This is a genomic window from Carnobacterium sp. FSL E2-0243 (assembly GCF_038003605.1).
Classification (GTDB): Bacteria; Bacillota; Bacilli; order Lactobacillales; family Carnobacteriaceae; genus Carnobacterium; species Carnobacterium maltaromaticum.
On record NZ_JBBOPM010000001.1, the window covers coordinates 1,336,751 to 1,361,950 of the forward strand.

The window sequence follows — 25,200 nt, forward strand, 5'->3', positions numbered from 1 at the left end:
AGGCATAAATGCTTGGCAATCTTCTTTTTTAAGTTATTTTTTATTTAAACCAGCATTTTTTTTTGCTTTCTCGGTATTTGCAAAGTGTAGTTTAGCGTATTTACCTAAAAGGTTGATACCTCCACGTTTTAAGAGCCTAGCAGCAACTAAGTCGGCAGTGCTACCAGCACCAGACGGAATCGTTGTACCGGCATCTTTAGACATCTCTTCAAGCCCTTTTAAAAAGGCATAACGTGCTAAAATTGAAGCAGCGGCAACCGCTAGATGATGACCTTCACCTTTAGTTTGAAAATAGACTTTATCTTTGATTTGATTTGGTTGATCAGCAATATGTTTATAATAAGTGCTAGGAAGTTCAAATTGATCAATTAAAATCGCATCAGGAATCTCAGGTTGTATTTTAGCTAAGACATTACCCAACGCTTGATTATGCAAGACAGCTTTCATTTTTCCTTGAGTCATAGTTGGCTGAATTTTATTGTATTTTTCAGGCATAACATTTAACAAACTATGAGGTAAAAACGTCAATAAATCTTTTGCGATAGCACAAATTTGTGGGTCCTTTAAATCTTTAGAGTCTTTTACACCTAGCTCTTTTAAAAGTGGGATTTGCTCTTTAGAAACAAAAGCAGCCACGACTGTTAAAGGTCCAAAATAGCTACCCGTTCCAACCTCGTCACTTCCAATCACTGACCAATTACTAAAACCACTAGGTAAAGGTGTATCAATTGGTTTTTTACTGGAGGAAGCTTTCTTTTTTGTGGTTGAACCAGTATCTATGACTTTGCTAGACCAAATTTGTGCTTCCTGAGAAGCCGAAGCACCTTGAAAAAGTACCTTACCAGAATTATAGCCAGTTACATTCACTGTGTTTTTTTTTGCAGCAAAAACCGCTCCTGGAGGCGTTTGAGATTTTAAAACACTTTGATAATAATTCTTCATTTCTAAAACCGTTTTTTTATCAACTAAGATGACTTCATTTGCCATAAGTTCACTCATTTCTAACAGACTTTCTTTTTAGTTTAGCATATTTAAGAATAGAGATGAAGAATATTTCAGTTGAAAAAGGCTTTTTTGGCATTAATTTTATAATTATTTCTAAAAAAGATGCCACTCCTTTCGAATTCATGTTAAAATGAGAGAAATGTCAATTAAGCTATCTTATACTATCAGTCTTTTTAATAAAATAGAAAAATTCGATAGGCGAGAAGCTTTTAAACTAGGAGGAATATGCAATGTCAGGTGGTAAAAAACGTTTCAAAGCAACCATTGCAGGAAAATCCTATACCATCGTTGGCTCTAGACCAATTGAACACCTTCAATTAGTGGCCAATACGGTGGATGAACAGATACATCAAATCAAAGCTTTAACAACCGGACTAGATTTAGAAGAAATTGCGGTATTAGCAGCTGTTAATGCTGTGTCTGATCAATTGGAAATGCAAATAAAAATGGAAAATATGCAACTTGAAATGGAAGAATTACAAGAGAAAATTAATCAGTTAGAAATGGCTGAAACAAAAGAGTAGTCTAGTCAGCTCTGTTTAGAAAAGGATGAGATGAATGCTTTCATTAGGAATTATATTAATTATAGCAATTGGTTTTTATAGCGGGGCAAGAAGAGGCCTAGTATTACAAATCGTTCTAACAATTGGTTATTTACTATCCTATTTAGTTGCAAGAATATATTATATAAGATTAGGATCACAACTAGAATTATTTGTGCCTTATCCCTCAGCAACTGAAAATAGTACGTTTGTATTTTTTGATCATAGTCTTGGATTAGAATTGGATAAAGCTTTTTACAATGCAGTAGCATTTATGCTGATTATTTTTGTAGGCTGGTTGCTGACTAGATTTGTTGGTTCCTTTTTAAATTCATTGACCTTTTTTCCGATAGTTAGACAAGCTAATTATTTAGGTGGAGGCATGTTAGGTTTTGTCGTCTCTTACACTGCAGTCTTTCTAATTTTGAGTATTTTAGCAATGATTCCAATGGAAAGTATTCAAAATGCATTAGGACAAAGTGGTTTGGCTCAGATGATTGTAAAAAATACACCAATTTTATCCAATCAAATCTATAATTGGTGGATTGGAACAATTAAGTAATAGTCACGCTCTTCATGATTTAGTTATGGAGGGCGTTTTTTCTTAGCGTTACAATGCGGATGAATTGAATAGCTAACTTGTTTTTTGTTAAGATTGAATGAGTTAACAAACTTTTTATCAGGCTAGTTCTTATGAGTCAACTCCTCGAGAAAAAGATAAAAATTCGAGATGGCAAAAAGCGCCATATCAATTTTTCCTATTTTCTTACCGGAGCTACCCGACTCAACAAACTTTTTATCATGGCTAGTTCTTATGAGCCAGTTCTTCGGAAAAAAGATAAATTCCCAAAAAAGTAAAGAGCGACTTTTCTTGGAATTTTCTATTTTTCTGCCAGGCCTAACCGGCTCAACAAACTTTTTATCAGGCTAGTTCTTATGAGTCAACTCCTCGAGAAAAAGATAAAAATTCGAGATGGCAAAAAGCGCCATATCAATTTTCCCTATTTTCTTAACGGAGCTACCCGACTCAACAAACTTTTTATATAGGAGTGAATCAGTTGAATACAAAAATTATGCAAACTCTAGAGTTTGATAAAATAAAAAAAGCTTTAATCGCTTACACCGCCTCAGAATTAGGACGAGTGGAAGTCGAAGAATTAATGCCAGCGACAGATCTTACTAAAGTTCAACAATGGCAAGAAGAAACGGAAGATGGAGCTAAGTTGTTACGCTTAAAAGGCGGGATGCCAATTCCTAAATTACAAAATATTAAACCTCATTTAAAACGTTTAGAAATCGGCGCAATGTTGAATGGGATTGAAATTGCTCAAATTGGGAAAGTTTTGCGAACAACTACAGAAGTGACACGCTTTTTTGATGATTTATCAGAAATCGGCGTAGAATTGTTTAGACTCTATGAGCTCGTAGCTAAATTAGTTACATTGCCTACTTTAAATCAAATGATTCGTGAAGCAATTGATGAAGATGGACACGTCATGGATGATGCAAGTCAAGCTTTAAAAGGGATTAGAACGGGAATGAAACGTTCAGAAAGTAATATCCGTGAAAAGTTAGATAGTCTTATCAGAGGAAAAAATGCTCAGTATTTAAGTGATGCACTTGTAACTATGCGAAATGATCGCTATGTAATTCCTGTAAAAGCAGAATACCGTAACCATTTTGGTGGTGTTGTTCATGATCAAAGTTCGACTGGGCAAACTTTATTTATTGAACCACAAAGTGTGGTTGATTTAAATAATAAACTACGTCAACTTCAAATAGAAGAACGACAAGAAATTGATCGGATTTTGGCTGAGCTATCAAATGAAATAGCTCCTTATGGTGCCGAAATTTTAAATAACATGTTTCTGTTAGGAAAGTTAGATTTTATTGGTGCTAAGGCTGCATATGGTAAAAATATCAAAGCAACTAGGCCGTTAGTTAATGAAGAAAATGATGTCCGTTTCATTCAAGCACGTCACCCACTTATTGATGAAAAACAAGCAGTGGCAAATGACATTTTAATTGGTGGAGACTATCAAGCTTTGGTTATCACAGGACCAAATACTGGTGGGAAAACAATTACTTTGAAAACATTAGGGTTATTGCAACTAATGGGCCAATCGGGTTTGCAACTGCCTGTGGCTGAAGGTAGTCAAATGGGGATATTTACAGAAGTATTTGCTGACATCGGGGATGAACAATCTATTGAGCAAAGCTTAAGTACTTTTTCATCTCATATGACAAATATTGTTTCGATTTTGAATAAAATTGATGATAAAAGCCTGATTCTATTTGATGAATTAGGTGCTGGAACGGATCCCCAAGAAGGTGCAGCTTTAGCTATTGCGATTTTAGATCAAGTTGGGGCCGTGGGCAGTTATGTTATGGCCACTACTCATTATCCAGAATTGAAAGCCTATGGTTATAATCGTCCTGGAACCATCAATGCAAGTATGGAATTTGATGTGGAAACACTTAGTCCAACTTATCGCTTATTAATTGGTGTGCCAGGTCGAAGTAATGCCTTTGAAATCTCAAAACGTTTGGGCTTAGATACTGCAGTTATTGACTCTGCTAGAAGTTTAATTGATGGCGAAAGTCAAAATTTAAATGAAATGATTGCGGATTTAGAGAATCGCCGTAAAATGACTGAAATGGAATACCATGAAGTTCGACAATATGTTGAAGAAGCAGAAACGCTCTATCAAGACTTAACGACAGCATTAGAGCAATTTTTTGGCGAACGAGAAGACTTAGTCAAAAAAGCTCGTGAAAAGGCGAATCAAATAGTTTCAGAAGCTGAAGAAGAAGCCAGTAAAATCGTGAGTGACTTACGTAAAATGCAGCTAACTGGTCAATTTGAAGGCGGAATTAAAGAGCATGAATTGATTGACGCTAAATCAAAATTAGCAAATCTTCATCATGAAGAAACACTAACGAAGAATAAAGTTCTAAAAAAAGCTAAAGCAAAACAACAATTTAAAAAAGGGGACGAAGTAATCGTCGCTTCATATGGACAAAGAGGAACTCTAATGGAGAAAGTCGAAGGCAATAATTGGCTAGTTCAATTAGGGATTCTAAAAATGAAAATCAAAGAGAGCGACATGACCTTAGCGCAACCAGAGAAAGAGCCAACACGTAAAATGGTTGCGACGGTTCGTTCTAGCAATGATAGTCATGTATCAACACAATTAGATTTACGTGGCGAACGTTATGAGTCAGCCTTAAGTGAAATGGACCAATATTTAGATGCAGCCTTATTAGCGGGTTACCCACAAGTCACTATTGTTCATGGAAAAGGCACTGGAGCATTAAGACAAGGCGTTACAGAAGCACTTAAAAATCATCGTTCAGTGAAAAAATTTGAAACTGCTCCGCAAAATCAAGGTGGAAATGGAGCGACCATTGTTTATTTTAGCTAAAAAATAAATAATGAAGCAAAAATTTAGTTTTTTACCCTTACTTTTGCTATAATAACATTAAGCTTACAAATTATAAGTTAAAAGTAACTAGATATACTCGAACTTAGACTTAATAGACTAAGTTTTTGAGAAAATAACGAGGAGGAATTAATTATGGTATTAGCAGTAACAGATAAAACATTTGAAACAGAAACAAAAGAGGGATTAGTTATTACAGATTTTTGGGCAACTTGGTGTGGTCCATGTCGTATGCAATCTCCAGTCCTAGATGAATTAGAAACAGAAATTGGCGATAAAGTTAAAATCGTAAAAATGGATGTGGATGCCAATCCAGTAGTTCCAGCTGATTTTGGAATTATGAGTATCCCAACGTTGTTAGTTAAAAAAGATGGCGAAGTAGTTGAAAAATTAGTTGGCTACCATGCTAAAGAACAATTAGAAGAAATTATCGCTAAGTACGCTTAGTTTTAAAGGAAGCTTCACTTTCTCAAGTACTTGAGAAAGTGAAGCTTTTTAGTTGTGAAAAATGAATAACAACTTTTTTTTAACAATGACTAAATAGTGAAAAAGTGGTAAGATAGGATTGTTGCTTTTGTATACATTTAAAATGAAATTAGTAATATATACGTTTGTAAGTTAAATATAAGTTAGTTCTACTAAGGAGTTTTTTTATGAAATCAGTCTATATCCCAGTTGAGGGAACAGAAATTTTTTTTCGGATAAATGGCAAAGGGTCCCCTTTAGTTTTATTACATGGAAACGGGGAAGACAGTCGTATTTTTGAAAAGCAAATTTTATTTTTCAGTGATCATTACCAAGTCATTGCTATTGATACACGAGGTCATGGACGATCAGAACATGGTACGGATATTTTGAATTTCACACGAATTGCTTTGGACATTGTGGCCGTATTAGACTATTTATCAATTGAAAAAGCTGATTTTATTGGATTTAGTGACGGTGGAAATAGCGCTATGTATTTGACTGTGAAGCATCCAAGTTATGTAAAATCCTTAATTTTAATTGGAGCAAATTTGGAACCAAAAGGGATGAAAAAAACATCTTTTTTAGGAGTGAAATTAGCCTATCGTACAACGGCGTTTTTAGCGAATTTTAGTTCGAAATTTAACCAACGTAAACAAATTATTGATCTAATGTTAAAACAATTAAATTTAACAACAGATCAACTCAAAACAATAAATGTTCCAACATTGGTAATTGCTGGAGAAAAGGATATGATTGAAGAAGAGCATACGATATTAATTGCTGAGTCAATTCCCAATGCTCAGCTAGCCATTATTCCAGCTGCGGATCATTTTTTAATTATGAAGCATCCAGAAATGTTTAACAAATTAGCCTTGGAATTTTTGCTGTTTAATTCGGATAAGACTGAGGTAAATCCTCACTAATAACTATATGCAAAAGTCTGGCATTATTTTTTATTATGGGTGAGTTTTTTGAAGTGATAAAACTTTCGAGAATCAGAGGGGTTTTCTTGTTTTCTGCCAGAGTTGAATGGCTCAAGGAGCTTATTTGAGTTAGCCTCTCGGAAGAAAGATGAAATTTCGAGGTGACAAAAAGCGTCACATCAAATTTCCCTATTCTTCAATCGAGCCTGAGCGAACTCAACAAGCTTTTAATAGAGCTAACCAGCTCAACGAGCTTTTTATCAGGCTAGCTCTTATGAGCCAACTCCTCGAGAAAAAGATAAAAATTTGAAGTGGCAAAAAGCGCCCCATCAATTTTTCCTATTTTCTTGCCGGAGCTAACCGGCTCAATGAGCTTTTTATGGAGGTGTTACTATCAAATGAAGAATGAACATATTGAGCACAAATTGGCTCTGCTACCTAATCAACCAGGATGCTATTTGATGAAAGATAAGAATGGTACTATTATTTATGTTGGCAAGGCGAAAATTTTGAAAAATCGTGTGCGCTCTTATTTTCGAGGTAGCCATGATACGAAAACTGAACGTCTGGTTAGTGAAATTGCTGATTTTGAATATATTGTTACAGGGTCAAATATCGAAGCTTTGTTGCTGGAAATTAATTTGATTAAAAAAAATGATCCTAAATACAATATCATGTTAAAGGATGATAAAACCTATCCTTTTATTAAAATTACGAATGAAAAATATCCTAGATTATTGATTACTCGTAAAGTCTTAAAAGATAAAGCCACTTATTTTGGTCCTTATCCAGATGTTAAAGCTGCAAATGAAACGAAAAAGTTATTGGATAAATTATATCCGCTTCGTAAGTGTAAAGTTTTGCCTAATCGGGTTTGTTTATATTACCATTTGGGTCAATGCTTAGCGCCTTGTATCCAAGAAATTCCCAAAGAAACTTACACTGAAATGGTCGAAGAGATTAAACGTTTTTTAAATGGTGGTTATCAAGAAGTAAAACAAGAGATAGAAGAAAAAATGCAACAAGCTAGTCTTAATCTTGAATTTGAAAAAGCTGCTGAATTTAGAGATCAAATCAATTCTATTGTGACAACAATGGAGCAACAAAAGATGACAAGTGCCGACTTTGTTGATCGAGATGTTTTTGGTTATGCAGTTGATAAAGGCTGGATGTGTGTACAAGTATTTTTTGTTCGTCAAGGCAAATTAATTGAACGAGATGTTTCACTTTTCCCATTTTATAATGAACCAGAAGAAGACTTTTTAGCTTTTATTGGTCAGTTTTATCAAAAAAATCACCATTTTATTCCAAAAGAAATCTTAATCCCTAAAGATAGCGATGCTAAAAGCGTTGAAGCCTTAGTGACGGCGAATGTTCTGCAACCAAAACGTGGTCAGAAAAAAGAATTGGTTGAACTTGCTAATAAAAATGCAGCAGTCTCCTTATCCGAGAAATTCTCTTTAATTGAAAAGAAAGAAGAACGTACTTATGGAGCCGTTAAAAAGTTAGGTGATGCAATGAACATTCCCTTACCTAGCCGAATTGAAGCTTTTGATAACTCTAATACAATGGGGGTTGATCCAGTTTCAGCAATGGTTGTATTTCTAGACGGTCAACCAGCCAGAAATGAATATCGAAAATACAAAATTAAGACGGTTGTCGGGCCTGATGATTATGCCTCTATGCGTGAAGTAATCTATCGACGGTATGCAAGAGTTTTGAAAGAAGACCTACCTTTGCCAGACTTAGTTGTTATTGATGGTGGAAAAGGGCAAGTTGACGCAGCTAGGGAAGTTTTAGAAAATCAGTTAGGCTTAGATATTCCAATTGCTGGCCTAGCTAAAGATAATAAACATCGAACAAGCGAATTATTATTTGGTCCAGAATTGCAAACTATTCCTTTGAAGCGAAATAGTCAGGAATTTTTCTTGCTACAACGAATTCAAGATGAAGTCCACCGTTTTGCGATCACGTTCCATCGTCAATTGCGAAACAAAAATAGCTTTGCTTCAAAATTAGATGGGATTGATGGACTTGGTCCAACACGTAAAAAAAATCTTTTAAAAGCCTTTAAGTCGATGAAAAATATTCAAGGGGCTAGTATTGAAGAGTTAAAAGCTATTGGCTTGCCTAAAAATGTTGCAGAAAATGTCTATGAGAAATTTAAGCAACCTGAATTAAATCCGGAATTAGATTCAGATAAATAAAAATGAAGCAGGAGTAAAGTCTTCTAATTTATGTAGATTTTATTCCTATTTTTCTGTCTTTAAACCGTACATATTGGGCAAAGGTGGGAGAAGGAAATCAACCTTAAGACGGATGCTGGAATAGTTTTAATTCCCTATTATTAGTAGGGAAAGTACTTATCAAAAAATGAACTATTTAGCTAAGTTATTTGTATTCATCCTGTTTTTATAAAAAAAATTATATTCTTATAGGTTTCTTAACACAAGTGACAAAAATGTTAGGAAATCCTATGAATTTTCCTATAGGAAATCAATCGGATAAGTGTTAAAATGATTTGACACGTAATGGAAATGTAATATTTGAAATAATATTTAAGAGCAACCTAGGGGGATATGTTTGAATAAAGTTAGTTTTTAGCAGTAGCTCTTGAGGTAGAGGGGTAATGATAAACACCTCACTAAATGCTCTTTTATCAAGCATCTATTTTCTAGTTGAGCCTAGAACAACTAGTTCAACATTTTATGATTGGAGGTTTTCAAAATGTTTGCCAAACTTCAAAAATTAAAAGAAAATCAAATTTTTATTTTTTGTGCTAAAACTGTTTTTTATTTTGTTGTATTACTAATTCTAGTTTACTTATATGATTATACTAACACAAATAGTGGGAATTTTATTTACAATGAATTCTAGATAAAAAAGGAGGGCCGCTGTTTTTACTTAAGTAAAACAGCAATTAATATGAAACAAACAATTATTCAACGCTTAAATGACCTAGCGATAGCAGATCCAACAGCGATCTGTTATGAAAAAGCAGGAAAGACATATACTTATTTAGATTTAAAAGAGCAGTCGGATCGGATTGCAGTCTACTTTCAATCAATTAATCTAACTCCAAAAAGTCCAATTTTAGTTTTTGGAGGATTAGAATTTGAAATGGTGGCTACTTTTATTGGCGCTATCAAGGCAGGACATGCCTATATTCCTGTTGATAGCCACACTCCTTCTGAACGTTTAGAGCAAATTATAGCTATTGCGGAACCTGAGGTAGTTGTAACTTTATCTGAATTACCGCATCAACCAAGTGCAATGACTAAAGAAATCACAGCTGAAGAACTAGAGGGTATTAGACAAAATTCAACGCAGAAAGATCTTGATGCAAACTTAGCCGTTAAAGGATCAGATAATTTTTATATTATCTTTACTTCTGGAACAACTGGAGCTCCAAAAGGCGTGCAAATCAGTCATGATAATTTGTTGAGCTTTAGTGAGTGGATGTTGTCAGATTTTGATTTAATAAAAGGACAACGTTTTTTAGCACAAGCTCCTTATTCTTTTGATTTATCGGTAATGGATCTGTATCCAGCTTTGTTATCAGGAGGAACTCTAGTACCTTTAGAAAAAGAAATTACCAATAATTTCAAACAGTTATTTGAAGTTTTACCAACACTAAAAGTAAATGTTTGGGTTTCGACTCCTTCATTTATTGATATTTGCTTATTAGATAAGAACTTTTCTAGTGAAGAATATCCTGGTCTGACAACTTTCTTGTTCTGTGGTGAAGAATTAACCAATAGTACGGCGACGCTTTTAATGCAACGCTTCCCTAATGCGCAAATTTTTAATACCTATGGACCAACAGAAGCGACAGTTGCAGTCACACAAGTGCAAATCAAACCAGAGACACTTAGCAAATATTCTCGTTTACCAATTGGACGCGTAAAGTCAGACACAAAAATTATTTTAGTGGATGAAAACTTAAAAGAGGTCCCACCGGGTCAGGTTGGGGAAATGGTTATAACCGGTCCGAGTGTTTCGAAAGGGTATCTGAATAACCCTGAAAAAACAAATGCCGCATTTTATGAAATTGATGGTGTAGGAGCGTATTTGACTGGGGATACTGGTAAATACGAAGGAGACTTATTATTTTATCAAGGTCGTCTTGATTTTCAAATTAAATTACATGGCTATCGGATTGAACTAGAAGACATTGATCACAATATTGAACAAGTTTCCTACGTTAAAGCTGCGACGGTTGTACCAAAATTAAAAGAACATAAAGCGCATAGCTTAGTTGCCTATGTGGTGGCAGAGCCTCATGAATTTGAAAAAGAGTATCAATTGACAAATGCAATCAAAAAAGAACTAGCTCCGTTAATTATGGACTATATGATGCCAAACAAATGGATCTATGTAGATCAATTGCCTCTAACAAGTAATGGCAAGGTGGATCGTAAGGGTCTAATGAATGAGGTGAACAAATGATTCAGCCATATGATGCTCCGTCTTACTTTATTATAATAGGTGCTTTGTTACTGCCAATTATTATTGGATTATTGCGTGGCAAACGTTACTTAGTCTATCAAAATATTGTCACACTAATCATGCTCTTTCTGACTTTTGGTGGAAAAAGTTGGCATCAAGGGATATCTATTATTATCTACTTGATCTGGCAATGGGCGCTTGTTTATAGCTATTTTAATTATCGCCAAAAAAAGAATGCTACCAATATATTTGTTGGTGCAGTACTTTTAGCCATTGCGCCATTAGCTATCGTTAAAATTGTCCCATTTACTTCAGGACATGTGTCAATTATTGGCTTTTTAGGTATTTCTTATTTAACATTCAAAGCTGTTCAAATGGTAATGGAAATCCGCGACGATCTGATTAAAGAATTTGATCCAAAAATGTTTTTACAATTCTTACTATTTTTCCCAACAATTTCATCGGGACCAATTGATCGTTACCGTCGCTTTGAGAAAGATTTTAAACAACCTCCTGTAAAAGAAGAGTACATTGCCTTAATTAGCAAAGGTATTTGGATGATTATGTTAGGTTCATTATACAAATTTATCATTGCTCATTACATTGGAACTTTTGCCGTTCCCTATACTGAAAGATTAGCTTTAGATGTGGGAGGTTTTTCAATTAGTCTCTTAATGTATATGTATAGCTATAGCTTATATTTATTTTTTGACTTTGCTGGCTACAGTTTATTCGCAGTCGGGACTAGCTACCTGATGGGGATTCAAACACCAGTTAACTTTAATAAGCCTTTTTCAAGTCCAAACTTAAAAGAATTTTGGAATAGATGGCATATGAGTCTTTCATTCTGGTTTAGGGATTACGTTTTTATGCGCATGGTCTTTACTTTAATGAAGAAAAAAGTCTTTAAAAGTCGTATTACAGTTTCAAATATTGGGTACATGACTCTCTTTCTCTTAATGGGAATTTGGCATGGATTAACTTGGTTTTATATCGCTTATGGTTTATTTCATGGCGTAGCAATGTGTATCAATGATGCTTGGTTGCGCTATAAGAAAAAACATAAGAATTTACCAAGTAACTGGGCAACCAAGGCCCTGGCTATTTTTATTACCTTTAACACAGTTTGTTTTAGCTTTTTGATTTTCTCAGGTATTTTTGCTAAAATGCTTCATTAAAAGAGAAATCAAGTTAATAAATAAATCACTTAGAAAATGAAAGAAGGAATGAAACATGGATAAGAAAGCAGCATTATTAGATATTTTAGAAGATTTAACAGGTAGCGATGAAGCGCGTGAAAATATGGATGTAGCTTTATTTGATGAAGGATTATTAGATTCATTAGGAACGGTTCAGCTTTTAATTGAAATTGAATCAACTATGGGAATATCCGTACCTGTTTCTGAATTTGACCGTACAGAGTGGGCTACACCTAATTTGATTTTACAACAGTTAGAGAACATGTAATGACCATGAAACGCAAACTCTTTATGGCCGTTGGACCGCTTGTTGTAGCAGTGGTCGTGCTACTAGGGCTTTTATTTTTACCAGTTACCATTTTACCAACCGGCCAAAAACAAATTAACAATTCAGCAACAGCAATTAGTACGAATATTATGAAAGGTGAAAAAGTTTATCAAGCAGCGATGGAAGAAAAACGGATGATTCCATTTTTTGGCTCATCTGAGCTTTCGCGTTTTGATGCTTTTCATCCTTCTGTTTTAGCCGAAAAATATGATCGTAACTACACACCTTATTTAATCGGAAACGCGGGTTCACAATCATTGACACACTTTCTAGCTATGGAAGGGATGGGCGAAAGTCTAACCAATAAAAAAGCTGTTTTTATTATTTCTCCACAATGGTTTGTCAAAGGTGGAGCGCCAAGTATGATGTTTGATTCCCATTTTTCACCACTTCAAACATATGAATTTATTTTATCCGATGAAGTGGATAGTCCGCAAAGACGCTATGCAGCAGAACGTTTTTTAGAGTATAAAGCAGTTTGTTCTGATCAAAATATGGAAAAGATGCTCCATAAAATTGAAAAAGGCGAGTCAATCACTAAAGGACAAAAAGGTTATGCTAAGTTGAAACGACAAGTATTACGTAATGAAGATAAACTATTTGGCGCTTATGTATCTGGCAAAAATGCCAAAAAGGTGCAAAATCAGCTTAAGAATTTACCTAATACCTATGACAATGAGCAGCTAGATCAAAAAGCTTATGAAGTTGGGAAGAAATCAAGTACAAATAATCCTTACCAAATCAAAAATGGATTTTACAAGACTCGAATTCAACCAATCGAAGGAGAATTAGCTGGCTCACAGAAAACATTTGATTATGAATTCTCAAAAGAATTTTCAGATTTTCAAGTTGTTTTAGATAAAATGGAAGCGAACAATATGAATGTGCGTTTTGTGATTCCTCCAGTGAATCAAAAATGGCTAGAATATACAGGACTTTCACAAGAAATGTTGAATAACTTCTCGAAAAAAATTACCCATCAGTTAACTAGTCAAGGTTTTCAAGTAATAGACCTATCTGGTGACGGATCTGAGGACTACTTTATGCAGGATACGATTCATATTGGATGGCGTGGTTGGGTTGCCTTAGATAAGCAATTAGACCCCTTTTTATCAGCAGAGAAACCTGATAAATCCAAGATTACCTTAAATAATTATTTTCTATCTAAGGAATGGCAGGATTTACCAGCTAAAGATATTCCAACTAAATAAACTAAAAAAATCCCGCTAGCATGTTGAACTAGCGGGATTTTTTTGCCTTGGAACAAGAAGCTATGATAAAATAAAGTGATTTAAGTGTCTGTTATCGGAAGTTTTTTTTAGTCAACTGAAAAGCTGATTTTATTGAATTAAGTAAGACATAGGAACACTATTTTATTGATATGAATCGTTATTTTAAAACGAAGAAATTAAAATTTATATTGATTTCTTTTTGAATCAAGCTTATGCTTTAAGGAGTACCAATGAATAAGTTTGTTGAATGGGGGAGAAGAACAATGTTGGAAGTCAAACATCTAAAGAAAACATTTGGAAATTTGACCGCAGTGGATGATTTATCATTCACAATTAAAGATGGAGAAATTTTAGGAATGATTGGTCAAAATGGAGCCGGAAAAACGACAACATTTAGATTGATTCTGAAATTCTTAACACAAGATTCGGGAGAAGTATTGTGGAATGGTCATCCATTAAAGAAAACAGATTATGATATTATTGGGTATTTACCTGAGGAACGTGGTCTTTATCCAAAGGTATCCATTGAAGATCAAATTTATTATTTTGCGCGCTTACGTGGAAAAAGTAAAAAAGAAATCAAGCCTCTTATTGATGGTTGGATGGAAAAATTTCAAGTAAAAGGCAAAAAAACAGATAAAGTAAAATCTTTATCTAAGGGAAATCAACAAAAAGTTCAATTAATTTGCACATTAATCCATGAACCTAAACTAGTTATTTTAGATGAACCCTTTAGTGGCTTAGATCCAGTCAATGCAGATTTATTACAAAAAGGCATTATTGAGTTACGTGAAAAAGGTTCTTGCGTTATATTCTCTAGTCACCAAATGGAGAATGTTGAGGAAATTTGTGATCATTTAGTCATGCTTCGAAATGGAGAAATGGTTCTAAATGGAAAAGTGAAAGATATCCGGGAGCAATTTGGCCGGACGAAAATCTTTATTGATTCAAAATTAAATCAGAATGAACTGTTAGCGTTACCAGGTGTAAGTGAAGTTTCAACGACGACAGAAGGGTTATCTGTGCTGCATTTAACAGATCCTGCTTATGGGCAAGAAATTTTTAATATTGTGACAAAAGACGGCTATATCCCAACTTTTAGTCAAATGCCACCAACATTAGAAGAAATTTTCAAAATGAAAGCAGGTGACTTACATGAATAAATTTTGGATTATCGTCGGTGAAGTCTATAAGAAAAATGTAAAATCAGGTGCGTTTCTGTCAATGGTCTTATCGCCAGTTATTATTATAGCAGTTATTGGAATAGTAGCTTTCTTTGTTAATTCAAGTTCTGAAGTACCAAAAATTGCGATTGTATCTGATAATCAAGAGATTGTCCAATTGCTAAAAACAGACAAGAAGTCTTATAAAGTAAACGCGAAAATCACAACAACAGCAGATGCAGAAAAAGCGTTGAAAAAAGATGATATTGCTGGGTATTTAGTCATCAATGAGTCTAAATCGGCGATTACAGGCGAGTTTATTAAGACTCCCACAAGTGCTGATGTAGATACGACACTGATGCTACAAACATTAACAGCTCTTCAAACGAATCAAATTGCCTCCAATTTAGGTTTGAGTCAAGAAGAAGTAGGCTCTTTAACACAACCTGCGGATATCAAAGTGAAAACAATTAAGTTTGATGGAGATAAACAACAAACAAATAATGATACGGATACAATGATTAAAGTATTTGGTGCTTACTTTGTTAGTTTTGTGATCTATATGTTGATGATTTACTACTCAGCCATTATTGCACAAGAAATTGCTTCAGAAAAAGGCACCCGTATTATGGAAATTATTTTATCTAGCGTTTCTGCTACAGAACATTTCTTTGGAAAATTAGTTGGAATTTTATTTGTTTGTTTAACTCAAATCGTAGCCTATATTGTGATGGGTACCATTGCTTATCGATTTGGTAAGTCACTTGATTTTGTTCAGAATTTAATGAACGGTATTGATTTGGTTGAAATTCTAAAAGGGTTAATTAGTTACTCATTGATTTTCTTTATTTTAGGAATGCTATTGTATTCTGTTCTTTCAGCATTCTTAGGTTCGTTAGTATCCAAAGTAGAAGAAGCTAGTAAAGCTGTAACACCATTAACTTTTGTCATTATGATTGGTTTTTTTGCTGGAATTTACGGAATGGGTTCACCCAATGCGCCGTTAGTTAAAATCGGTTCATATGTGCCTCTATTTACTCCTTTTATAATGCCATTTAGAATTGCAAATGATACAGTTAGTTCAGGCGGTGTCCTGACATCAATTTTGATTACTTTTGTCTTTACTGGCGTTGTAACCTATCTGTCATTGATGATGTACCGCTCAAACGTATTAGTCTACTCAGATACTGGTTTATTTAAAACCATGAAAAATTCTTGGGTGATTATGCGAAATGAACGAATTAAAAAATAGGATAAATAAAAAATCTTACTTCAAGCTAGATTTAGCTGAAGTAAGATTTTTTATTATTTTTTCTTTTTATTATGACGAGAAGAACGAGATGGAAGCGAGTCGAAAATGGATAACTCTTCTTCTTCAATCGGAGCCGCTTCATTATTGATATCACTAAACACTTGGCTTAGTGCATCGAATTCATGCAAGGCTTCTTCAGCTGTTAAATGTTCAGTTGGAATTGTTGGTTCAACAATAACAGAATCAGAGTGTTCTAAATCTGAAAAGGTTTCATCAGCAAGAGTCTCCGTTAAATCATCAAAAATAGCAGGCTCTACTTCAATAAATGGTGGAATCGATTCAATCACAATGATGTCTTCTTCTTCGTCATCATCAAGTTCTTTTTCTTCCAAAGGCAATTCTTCTGTTTCCTTAGGAAGTGAAGTTTCTTCTAAATCAGCCTCTTTAACCTCAAGTTCAGGATAACTTATTTCTTCATTATCTAATTCCTGAGTTTTGTTAAATTCTTGGAAATCAGGAAAACTAGCGATTTCTTCAGGTTCATCTTCAGCAAATTCTGGTTCATCGATGATTTTTTTAGATAAATCGAGTTCTTGATACTCAGCTTCTAATTCTTCATCAGATAAATAGTCCTCGCTTAAAACGACTGTTTCTAAAGGTTGATCAATTGAGACAGGTTCTTTAGCATCCCATTGCAACGTGATCGTCACAGTTTTTGTTCGAAGATTGATTTCTGATAAAGCTTCAGCATACAATTCTTGCAACATTTGCATCTGTTCTGCTAGGAATCCAGCTTCTAAACTAAAATTAGGGTTGTGTTGTTCCATCCTTTTAGTGACAGTGGGTCCAGTCAAGGTGAATAATTTTTGGTGTTTTTTTTCTTTAATTAAAACTAAATCACCAAAACAGGCTTTTTTATAAAATAGTACTAAATCAGAATAATTTGCAACTGGATATTGACGAGCTAATTCTTTTCCAGCCCAGTATAAAATTTCGTTCGTTTCTTTCCCTAGTAGATTAGGTATGAGACTATCACGAATTAACTCATACCCAAACATGGAGATAGAGCCTGTTAAGTTTTCTAAATCAATTGGTTTTGCTTGTTCTTCATTTTTCATTCAAGTCACCTCATTTTGTCTTCTTTTCTATTATAACGTGAAACGCTTAGGAAGCCTATCTTTTTTAATTTCCTTAATAAAATCTAAAGACAATTTAGTAAGAAAAATGTAAAAGATTGACCTAGGACTTGAATTTTGGTTGAAAAAAAGCGAAAATAGAACTAGTATCAAATTAGTGATCATTAAATGAATTTAAAAAATGAGGGTAGTTTATGGAAAAACAAGCAATCGGCTTTATTGATTCTGGAGTAGGCGGTCTAACAGTTGTTAAAGAAGCGATGCGTCAACTACCAAATGAATCTATTTATTATGTTGGGGATACCGCACGTTGTCCATATGGTCCGAGACCAGAAGCACAGGTTCGTCAATTTACGTGGGAAATGACTCATTTTTTATTAGATAAGGATATAAAAATGTTAGTGATTGCCTGCAATACAGCAACTGCAGCAGCACTAGAAGATATTAAAAAGAAATTGGCAATTCCTGTTATTGGAGTGATTTTACCAGGAAGTCGAGCAGCTATTAAAGCGACGAATACGAATGCAATCGGGGTAATTGGAACAGCAGGGACAGTCAAGAGTGATATGTATCGTCAAATGATTCGATCGAAGGATCGTTTGGCACAAGTATCTAGTTTAGCTTGTCCAAAGTTTGTTCCTATTGTTGAAAGTCATAAATACAATAGTGCCATTGCCAAAAAAGTTGTGGCAGAAACGTTAAAACCTATGCAGAAACAGGGAGTAGATACTTTGATTTTAGGGTGTACCCATTACCCTCTACTACGTCCAATTATTCAAAACGTGATGGGTTCTAAAGTCACATTGATTGATTCTGGAGCAGAGACGGTTAGTGAAGTTAGTACAATTTTAGACTATTTTGCAATTGCGGAAGATAGTAAAAGTAAGCTAGTTTCAGAACGTCATTTTTATACGACAGGTTCGGCACAGATGTTCAAAGAAATCGGTTCAGAATGGCTTAATTTACCTGATATGCAAGTCGAACAAATCAAACTTGGCAATGACTAAAACGAAAAGAGGAGTCAATGAAATGCGCAGTGATGGAAGAGAGTATGACGAAGGTCGTAAAGTAACAATTGAAACCAATTATTTAAAACATCCAGAAGGGTCCGTTTTAATTTCAGTAGGGGACACCAAGGTAATTTGCAATGCAACTCTTGAAACCAGAGTACCGCCTTTTATGCGTGGTGAAGGTCGTGGTTGGGTAAATGCTGAGTATAGCATGTTGCCTCGAGCTACGGAGTCTAGATCTATTCGTGAATCGGCCAAAGGCAAGGTTAAAGGGAGAACAATGGAAATTCAACGTCTCATTGCTCGCTCATTACGCTCTGTTGTTGATTTAGAAGTATTAGGTGAGCGTTCGATTACAGTTGATTGTGATGTTATCCAAGCTGATGGTGGCACAAGAACGGCTAGTATCACTGGTGCATTCGTGGCACTAAAATTAGCGATTCAAACCCTGCTAGACTCAGGTGAATTAACACAAGACCCAATTAAAGAAAATTTGGCGGCAATTAGTGTTGGAATACTTCCATCAGGTGAGGCTGTTTTAGATTTGAACTATCCAGAAGATAGCTCGGCTTTAGTTGATATGAATCTAGTTATGACAGCTTCTGGACGGTTTGTTGAAATTCAAGGAACAGGGGAAGAAGCGACTTTTTCGGCTGAAGAACTAAACCAGATGCTAGCATTAGGGAAAAATGGAATTGCCACTTTGATTGAACTTCAAAATAGTGTGATCAAGGATACTGCTTCACCAGTAAAGCGACATGCAGAAATTCCAACAAATGAAATTTTAGTTGCAACGAATAATCCTGGAAAAGCACGGGAATTTGAAGCCTTATTTGCCAAAAAAGGCTGGCAAGTCAAAACATTATTAGACTACCCTGAAATTCCTGAAGTTGAAGAAACTGGAACAACGTTTGCTGAAAATGCCTTGTTGAAAGCTGAAACAATTGCGAAGAAACTAAATATGCTTGTTTTAGCAGATGATTCTGGGTTGAAAGTAGACGCACTTGATGGGCAACCGGGAGTGTATTCCGCACGGTTTGCTGGTGAACCTAAAAGTGATGCAGCAAACAATGCAAAGTTACTTCATGAACTGAGTTCAACAAAACCAGAAGATAAGACAGCACAATTTCATTGCACACTGGCATTAGCGATGCCTGGTAAAGAAAGTCTGGTTGTATCTGGCGAAGTAGCGGGCTTAATTATCGCTATACCTCGTGGAGAAAACGGATTTGGTTATGATCCATTGTTCTATTTGCCAGAAAAAGAAAAAACAATGGCAGAGCTTACGAGTGATGAAAAAAATAAACTAAGCCATCGGGCGATAGCTTTACAGAATTTAGAAAAAGTTTGGGATACTTGGATTGAAACAAAAGAATAAAACGAGGTGAAATAAATGAAAGTTTTAGTTGTCAGTGACAATCATGGAGATCGTGATGTATTGGTTGATTTAATTAACACTTATGAAGGTAAAGTAGATAAATTTTTTCATTGTGGTGATTCAGAATTAGAAGCAACAGATTCAGTTTGGGATACAATGCTTACCGTTCGAGGAAATTGTGATTATGATTCAGCATATCCCGATACGAGAGTAACAAAAGTTGGATCCGAAACAATTTTACAAGTTCATGGACATTTACATGATGTCAAATTTACAATGAACACCTTATTGTATACAGCTAAGGAAGTTGGAGCTAATTTTGCTTTCTTTGGGCACACCCACGAACTAGCTGTAGAATATGTCGATGGTATTTTGTTTTTAAATCCAGGGAGTATTCGCTTACCTAGAGGGCAATATGCGAGTATCAAAACGTATGCGATTGTTGAGACAACCCCAGAAGAAATTGATGTTACCTATTATGACCCAACCCATAAACCTGTTGGCGGACTTAATTTTAAATTTAACCGTTAAACCATACGAATTTCTAAAACAAGCTAAGAAACTTGTTTTAGAAATTCGTATTTTTTTTGTGCAGAACAACAAATACAATCTAAAAAACTATGGTATGTCCTTAAAAAACTATAAAATGTTTATATAGAAAACCCTTTACGTTTGTTATGCTAAATAAGGTAAGGAATAAAATGAAAGGAGACCGTGTTGCATTAAGTTGAAAATTAACATAAAAAGGAGAGTTGCATTTTGTCTATTAAAAAATCAATTTTACGTTCACTTATAACTGTAAGCGCTTTATGTTCTTTAGCTATTATACTACCTTTAGAAGAATCTGTGACAGCTGTTGGAACTTCACAAGAGAGCCCTACTGAGGTAGCAAGCACGAGTATTCCTGAAATAAAAGAAGCACCATATGCTTCACATTTTTTCCCAAAAGAGCTATTGAAGTGGTCACCGGAGACAGATGCTAATGCTAGTCACAATAAATCAAATGTACCTTTAGCAAAACGGGTGCAAGGATCGAAAACAAATCAAGATCAAAGTACGGAAGCAAAGGTAGTTTCATTGGCTATTACAAATCGAAACACCAGTGGAACACCCTCACAAGGAAGTTCAGATAAAGCCGTTTATAACTTTAGCTATTGGCAATATATTGACACGATGGTTGCTTGGGCGGGGTCTGCAGGTGAAGGCATTATCGTTCCACCAAGTGGGGATGTTATTGACTCTGCTCATCGCAATGGAGTTCCAGTTTTAGGAACGGTCTTTTTTCCACCGGCAGCTTATGGTGGAAAGTCAGAATGGGTGCAACAATTTGTTGAAAAAGATGAAAATGGTCGTTTTATTGTAGCAGACAAATTATTAGAATTAGCTGATTATTATGGTTTTGATGGTTGGTTTATTAATCAAGAAACTCAAACAGATCCAGCAACAGCAAAAGCTATGAAAGAATTACTCCTTTATTTACAAGAGCATAAAAAAGCCGAAATGGATATCATGTGGTACGACTCGATGTTAGAAAACGGGTCTATTTCATGGCAAGGAGCATTAAATGATAAAAATTCAGCTTACTTTCAAACAGGCGATACACGCGTTTCAGATACAATGTTTTTAGATTTTAATTGGAAAAACACATTGAGCAAAATTTCTAAGTCAGCTGAAGCTGCCAAGGATTTGAATCGTTCGCCTTATGATTTGTTTGCGGGAATCGATGTTCAAGCACAAGGTTTTAATTCTAGACCTAAGCCGAGTGCGATTGTTGAAAATGGCAAACCTATCGTATCACTGGGATTATATTGCCCAGATTGGACACTGCGTGATGGTGCCAATTATGATGTAACAAAATATTGGCAAAACGAAGAAAAATTTTGGGTAAATGCAGCTGGAGATCCGCGAGATACAACTTTAGGTGCTAATGAATGGCAAGGTATTTCTCGTTATTTTGTTGAAAAATCCCCAGTTACAAGTTTACCTTTTGTTACGAATTTTAATGTCGGAAATGGAGATAATGTTTATCAAAATGGTGAATTAGTCAAAGAGGGAACATTTAATAATCGGAGTTTGCAAGATATTATGCCAACTTATCGCTGGATTGTTGCAAATGAAGGCAATCAATTAATGCCCTCAGTTGATTATAGTACAGCTTATAATGGCGGCTCATCAATTGCTTTAACAGGATCTACAACAGTAGGTGGCACTTCAACAGTTAAACTGTATAAGAGCGAATTGGCATTGACTGGGAAAGAAAGTGGAACGATTCTTTATCAAGGAGAAGCGGAATTAGAATTGGTTTTAGGTTTTAAAGATAAACCAGAGGAAATGGTGTCATTAGTTGGAGAAACAACAACCGTTGGAGACTGGAAAAAAGTTGAAGTTGCGCTGGATGCTTATCAAAATAAAACAGTGGATACGATTTCTGTAAAAGTAAAAGGAACGACAGCGAATCCATCTACCAAAATAGCGCTTGGACAAATCGCTATTGCTGAAAATAAAACTTCATTGGTTAGCCCAGTTAAAAATGTTACGATTTCAGGGCAAAGCATTGAAGAGGATCTTTTTGCTAATTTACGCTTAAACTGGGAATCAGCAGCTGAAAATACAACTAACTATAGAATCTACAGGGTGGATCAAGCTGGCGCAAGACATTATGAAGGCACGAGTGGCAATCAATCATATTATGTTAGTGGTCAAAAACGTCCAGCTGATAATATCTTACGCTATCAAATTGTTCCAGTTGATAATCAACAAAATGAATATAGTGAACAAGCGGGTGAGGTTGAATTTAATTTTCCTGAATTACAGGCACCGTTAGCTAATTTTTCTGCCAGTAAATCATTTATTAAAGTAGGCGAAGAAATTACGTTAACGAGTCACTCAGCTCTATCAGCGGAGAAATTAGAATGGTTAATTGAAGGTGGGACACCTGAAAATGCTGAGGGAGAAACAGTGAAAACTAGTTTTTCGAAGGCAGGAACTTATACGGTTCGTCTAACTGCAAGTAACCAAGCAGGAGCCAATGAAGCAATCAAAGAAAATTATATTACGGTTTACGATGAGACATTTACTGAACCATTGGTAAACTTATCTCTAAGTGCTGTAGATACCGACTCATCTGGTTATACAAATCAAAATGAAACGCCTATGCAAGCCTTAGATGGTGACTTATTAACGAAGTGGTGTGATAATGCGAATGATCAGCCATGGATGAGCGTCGATTTAGGACGAGAAGTTTCGCTAACCAGTTTTAAACTTTTTCATGCAGAAGCCGGCGGTGAAAATGCAGAATGGAATACAAGAGATTACGAAATATTGGTAAGCCACGATAATCAAAATTGGACTCAAGTCGTTCATCAAGACAAAAATACTAAAGGCATAACCGAATATTCAATTCCCTTAACAGAAGCGCGTTATGTGAAATTGAAATTAAATAAAGCGGAGCAAACCGGTAAAGTGGCTCGAATCTATGATTTTGAAATTTTAGGATATGATAAAACAGGTATCGAAGTTGGCAAAAATCAAGCAGCTTTGAGCGAATTACGCTCGCTTTACTATCAAACCAATGTTAATGAGGCAGACTATACGGCAGATAGCTTTGCTAATTTAGTAGCGACGCGTCTAGCAGTTAAAAATGTGTTAGATAAGGATGCACCTAGCTTAGATGAGATTGAAACAACTAAACAACAACTAAAAGGAGCTTTTGATTCCTTAGTAACAGTCAAAGACTCCGCTCGCTTAACTTTAGAAAATGAAATCAATGCAGCGAAAAAAATAGAGGGAACTCTTTATACTGAAGCTAGCTTTGAACGATTTACGAGTGAAATTGAAAAAGCAGAGCTATTGCTTATACAATCTGATACTACAATCGACGCATTAGTTGTACAAATTAAGCAACTACAAGAAGCAAAAATCAACTTAGTTTTAAAGACAGATCAGCTTGAACAAACTCGAAATGAATTGTTAAATTTGATTGTCGAAGCTAAGAAAATTCAACCAGAAGACTACACGGCTGAAAGTTATCAAGAGTTAACTAAAAGTATCCAAACAGCAGAAGAGTTAGCTAATAATGAAGTAGCTTCATTATCAATACTGGAAATAGCTAAGTTTCAGCTAACCAAAACAATGAATAGTTTAGTTACTCTTGAAGCAGATAAACTAGCGAAAGCCCGCCAAGAATTAGAAGAATTTTTACAATCTATCGAGCTGTTAAATGCCGATAATTATACTCCAGAAAGTTTGGCTACCTTGTTTGAAAACATAAAAATAGCCAAAGAGAATTTGCAAAAAAATGAGTTAACTGTAGAGATGATTCAAGCAGATAAGGAAAAAATATCCCAATCATTAGCTGAGTTAGTTCCAAGTGAATCAGCAATCCTTGAAAAAGCCATTGAGGAGTTGCAAGCCAATCAAAAAATTGCTAAAGCATTAAATGAAAAAGAATATACAGTTGCAACTTATCAAAAAGTAAAGGAAGCCCTTGAATTAGCAGAGGTTATTTTAGAGCAACCAAATGGTAAATTGCAAGATATTGAATTAAGTAATGTGACGTTAATTCAGGCGATGAACAACTTGAAAACAATTAAAGAAGAAGCGAAAGAAGTTGCGCTGCAAAAGTTAATTGATTATGTACAGGCATTAGAAGCCTTAAATGAGTTGAATTACACGTCAGATTCTTTTGCGAAAGTTACTGAGCAAATTAAGTTAGCTAAACAAGTAATAGAAAATCCAATGGTTACTTTAGAAGAATTAGAAGAAACGTTAGGAAATTTGGAAAACAGTGTTAATCAACTTATTTCACTCGAAGAAGCAACATTAACCGAAGCACGTGAAAAACTAACAAAGTTGTTGGAAACTGCGAAAGCGATAGTTGCTAGCGACTATACTACGGACAGCTATAGTGTTTTAACGAAAGCGATGGAAGAGGCTACTGGATTATTATTTTTACGTAAGCCAGCAACTTTAGCTGAAATAGAAGGAGCACATTTAAATCTAGCAACAGCAATTGATCAATTAGTGACACAAGAATCAGTAGATAGAAACGCTTTAAAAATTCAAATTACTGAGCTACTAACAAAAGCTAAAGAGGCTATTTCAAGTGGAAAATATAATGAATTATCTAGTCAAAAATTAGAACAAGTAGTAAATCAAGTCGAAGGAGTAGTAGCTGATCCAGTTGCTACAATCGAAAATTTGGTGGCTGCAAAAACCAATTTAACCAATGCTATCAATGAATTGGTGTTAAAAGAAGAAGTTAAAGCCGAAGTTCCAGCTACTAAACCAGAAAAAGAAACATTAATTCCAAAGGAAACAAATCCAAAAGAACAAGTAGTGTCTACGGGAAATCAAGGAAAGTCTGAATTTCCTCAAACAGGTGAAGCGAATCAAATTAATCGTGGAGCAGTGGGAATTATTAGTTTGTTCGTTAGCTTTTTCATATTAACGAGTAAAATTTGGAAAAGAGTCGTTTAATTTTTTTAATGAAAGCAGTGTAATTAAGACAATAGAACTTGATTGCACTGCTTTATATTTATTATAATTGATCGTTACATAGTTAAAGCCAATAAAAATCATTAAACTTTTATTAAAATGAAATTTTTAGTATATTTAACTACTTTTTTTCTAAAAGATAACGTAAAATAGAGAAGTGGTAGAATTACTGAACC

General features: G+C 34.9%; 19 protein-coding genes. 17 read left to right on the forward strand and 2 right to left on the reverse strand.

From position 1 onward, the window contains the following. Window positions 1-33: 33 nt before the first annotated feature. On the reverse strand, window positions 34-987 hold the full coding sequence (gene rnhC, locus MHI00_RS06245) for a ribonuclease HIII (RefSeq protein ID WP_341112049.1): 954 nt from the start codon (window positions 985-987) through the stop codon (window positions 34-36). A 248-nt stretch (window positions 988-1,235) separates the two neighbouring features. On the opposite strand from rnhC, the gene MHI00_RS06250 reads away from it, so the two are divergent. From MHI00_RS06250 to MHI00_RS06310, 13 genes are all read left to right on the forward strand, one after another. Then, window positions 1,236-1,529 (forward strand): cell division protein ZapA, encoded by a 294-nt coding sequence (locus tag MHI00_RS06250; RefSeq protein WP_057000759.1) that lies wholly within the window; start codon window positions 1,236-1,238, stop codon window positions 1,527-1,529. 34 nt (window positions 1,530-1,563) lie between these two features. Further along, the gene (locus MHI00_RS06255) at window positions 1,564-2,109 is read left to right on the forward strand and encodes a CvpA family protein (protein WP_010050841.1); all 546 of its coding nucleotides are present in this window, start codon (window positions 1,564-1,566) and stop codon (window positions 2,107-2,109) included. A gap of 496 nt (window positions 2,110-2,605) precedes the next feature. Then, on the forward strand, window positions 2,606-4,972 hold the full coding sequence (locus MHI00_RS06260) for an endonuclease MutS2 (protein WP_015076824.1): 2,367 nt from the start codon (window positions 2,606-2,608) through the stop codon (window positions 4,970-4,972). Between the two features lie 153 nt (window positions 4,973-5,125). Then, complete coding sequence (gene trxA, locus MHI00_RS06265) at window positions 5,126-5,437, forward strand: thioredoxin (RefSeq protein WP_010054034.1); 312 nt, start codon at window positions 5,126-5,128, stop codon at window positions 5,435-5,437. A gap of 206 nt (window positions 5,438-5,643) precedes the next feature. Next, window positions 5,644-6,381 (forward strand): alpha/beta fold hydrolase, encoded by a 738-nt coding sequence (locus tag MHI00_RS06270; RefSeq protein WP_341112064.1) that lies wholly within the window; start codon window positions 5,644-5,646, stop codon window positions 6,379-6,381. A 398-nt stretch (window positions 6,382-6,779) separates the two neighbouring features. Next, window positions 6,780-8,588 carry an excinuclease ABC subunit UvrC gene (gene uvrC / locus MHI00_RS06275; protein WP_341112067.1) on the forward strand — a complete coding sequence of 603 codons (1,809 nt, stop codon included), beginning with the start codon at window positions 6,780-6,782 and terminating at the stop codon, window positions 8,586-8,588. Between the two features lie 520 nt (window positions 8,589-9,108). Continuing rightward, window positions 9,109-9,258 carry a teichoic acid D-Ala incorporation-associated protein DltX gene (locus MHI00_RS06280; protein WP_010054039.1) on the forward strand — a complete coding sequence of 50 codons (150 nt, stop codon included), beginning with the start codon at window positions 9,109-9,111 and terminating at the stop codon, window positions 9,256-9,258. 48 nt (window positions 9,259-9,306) lie between these two features. Beyond that, window positions 9,307-10,830 (forward strand): D-alanine--poly(phosphoribitol) ligase subunit DltA, encoded by a 1,524-nt coding sequence (gene dltA / locus MHI00_RS06285; RefSeq protein WP_119906486.1) that lies wholly within the window; start codon window positions 9,307-9,309, stop codon window positions 10,828-10,830. Further along, on the forward strand, window positions 10,827-12,008 hold the full coding sequence (dltB, locus tag MHI00_RS06290) for a D-alanyl-lipoteichoic acid biosynthesis protein DltB (protein WP_341112074.1): 1,182 nt from the start codon (window positions 10,827-10,829) through the stop codon (window positions 12,006-12,008). The genes dltA and dltB overlap by 4 nt, the downstream gene beginning before the upstream one ends. Before the next feature lie 55 nt (window positions 12,009-12,063). Further along, on the forward strand, window positions 12,064-12,297 hold the full coding sequence (gene dltC / locus MHI00_RS06295) for a D-alanine--poly(phosphoribitol) ligase subunit DltC (protein ID WP_010054045.1): 234 nt from the start codon (window positions 12,064-12,066) through the stop codon (window positions 12,295-12,297). Next, window positions 12,297-13,568 carry a D-alanyl-lipoteichoic acid biosynthesis protein DltD gene (gene dltD, locus MHI00_RS06300; protein WP_010054046.1) on the forward strand — a complete coding sequence of 424 codons (1,272 nt, stop codon included), beginning with the start codon at window positions 12,297-12,299 and terminating at the stop codon, window positions 13,566-13,568. Before dltC ends, dltD begins: the two co-directional genes overlap by 1 nt. 284 nt (window positions 13,569-13,852) lie before the next feature. Continuing rightward, window positions 13,853-14,752, forward strand: coding sequence for an ABC transporter ATP-binding protein (locus MHI00_RS06305; protein WP_010054047.1), 900 nt, complete (start codon window positions 13,853-13,855; stop codon window positions 14,750-14,752). After that, entirely contained in the window at window positions 14,745-16,004 is a 1,260-nt protein-coding gene (locus MHI00_RS06310) for an ABC transporter permease (RefSeq protein WP_056999557.1), read from the forward strand. The genes MHI00_RS06305 and MHI00_RS06310 overlap by 8 nt, the downstream gene beginning before the upstream one ends. Window positions 16,005-16,057: 53 nt before the next feature. Here the strand turns inward: MHI00_RS06310 and MHI00_RS06315 are convergent, their stop codons facing one another. Next, the gene (locus tag MHI00_RS06315) at window positions 16,058-17,122 is read right to left on the reverse strand and encodes a YslB family protein (RefSeq protein WP_341112078.1); all 1,065 of its coding nucleotides are present in this window, start codon (window positions 17,120-17,122) and stop codon (window positions 16,058-16,060) included. 212 nt (window positions 17,123-17,334) lie between these two features. Here MHI00_RS06315 and racE point away from each other — a divergent pair, with 212 nt between their 5' ends. The 4 genes from racE (at window position 17,335) to MHI00_RS06335 (ending at window position 25,006) form a co-directional block, all read left to right on the forward strand. Beyond that, on the forward strand, window positions 17,335-18,147 hold the full coding sequence (racE, locus tag MHI00_RS06320; RefSeq protein WP_010049681.1) for a glutamate racemase: 813 nt from the start codon (window positions 17,335-17,337) through the stop codon (window positions 18,145-18,147). 22 nt (window positions 18,148-18,169) lie between these two features. Next, entirely contained in the window at window positions 18,170-19,528 is a 1,359-nt protein-coding gene (gene rph / locus MHI00_RS06325; protein WP_056999556.1) for a ribonuclease PH, read from the forward strand. Between the two features lie 15 nt (window positions 19,529-19,543). Further along, on the forward strand, window positions 19,544-20,059 hold the full coding sequence (locus tag MHI00_RS06330; protein WP_057000769.1) for a metallophosphoesterase: 516 nt from the start codon (window positions 19,544-19,546) through the stop codon (window positions 20,057-20,059). Window positions 20,060-20,287: 228 nt separating this feature from the next. Beyond that, entirely contained in the window at window positions 20,288-25,006 is a 4,719-nt protein-coding gene (locus MHI00_RS06335) for an endo-beta-N-acetylglucosaminidase (RefSeq protein WP_341112084.1), read from the forward strand. Window positions 25,007-25,200: the final 194 nt, after the last annotated feature.

Excerpts from the sequence above, each read along its gene's own strand:
- rnhC (WP_341112049.1), bottom strand. The coding sequence starts at position 987 with ATGGCAAATGAAGTCATCTTAGTTGATAAAAAAACGGTTTTAGAAATG.
- MHI00_RS06250 (WP_057000759.1), top strand. The coding sequence starts at position 1,236 with ATGTCAGGTGGTAAAAAACGTTTCAAAGCAACCATTGCAGGAAAATCC.
- MHI00_RS06255 (WP_010050841.1), top strand. The coding sequence starts at position 1,564 with ATGCTTTCATTAGGAATTATATTAATTATAGCAATTGGTTTTTATAGC.
- trxA (WP_010054034.1), top strand. The coding sequence starts at position 5,126 with ATGGTATTAGCAGTAACAGATAAAACATTTGAAACAGAAACAAAAGAG.
- MHI00_RS06270 (WP_341112064.1), top strand. The coding sequence starts at position 5,644 with ATGAAATCAGTCTATATCCCAGTTGAGGGAACAGAAATTTTTTTTCGG.
- uvrC (WP_341112067.1), top strand. The coding sequence starts at position 6,780 with ATGAAGAATGAACATATTGAGCACAAATTGGCTCTGCTACCTAATCAA.
- MHI00_RS06280 (WP_010054039.1), top strand. The coding sequence starts at position 9,109 with ATGTTTGCCAAACTTCAAAAATTAAAAGAAAATCAAATTTTTATTTTT.
- dltA (WP_119906486.1), top strand. The coding sequence starts at position 9,307 with ATGAAACAAACAATTATTCAACGCTTAAATGACCTAGCGATAGCAGAT.
- dltB (WP_341112074.1), top strand. The coding sequence starts at position 10,827 with ATGATTCAGCCATATGATGCTCCGTCTTACTTTATTATAATAGGTGCT.
- dltC (WP_010054045.1), top strand. The coding sequence starts at position 12,064 with ATGGATAAGAAAGCAGCATTATTAGATATTTTAGAAGATTTAACAGGT.
- dltD (WP_010054046.1), top strand. The coding sequence starts at position 12,297 with ATGACCATGAAACGCAAACTCTTTATGGCCGTTGGACCGCTTGTTGTA.
- MHI00_RS06305 (WP_010054047.1), top strand. The coding sequence starts at position 13,853 with ATGTTGGAAGTCAAACATCTAAAGAAAACATTTGGAAATTTGACCGCA.
- MHI00_RS06310 (WP_056999557.1), top strand. The coding sequence starts at position 14,745 with ATGAATAAATTTTGGATTATCGTCGGTGAAGTCTATAAGAAAAATGTA.
- MHI00_RS06315 (WP_341112078.1), bottom strand. The coding sequence starts at position 17,122 with ATGAAAAATGAAGAACAAGCAAAACCAATTGATTTAGAAAACTTAACA.
- racE (WP_010049681.1), top strand. The coding sequence starts at position 17,335 with ATGGAAAAACAAGCAATCGGCTTTATTGATTCTGGAGTAGGCGGTCTA.
- rph (WP_056999556.1), top strand. The coding sequence starts at position 18,170 with ATGCGCAGTGATGGAAGAGAGTATGACGAAGGTCGTAAAGTAACAATT.
- MHI00_RS06330 (WP_057000769.1), top strand. The coding sequence starts at position 19,544 with ATGAAAGTTTTAGTTGTCAGTGACAATCATGGAGATCGTGATGTATTG.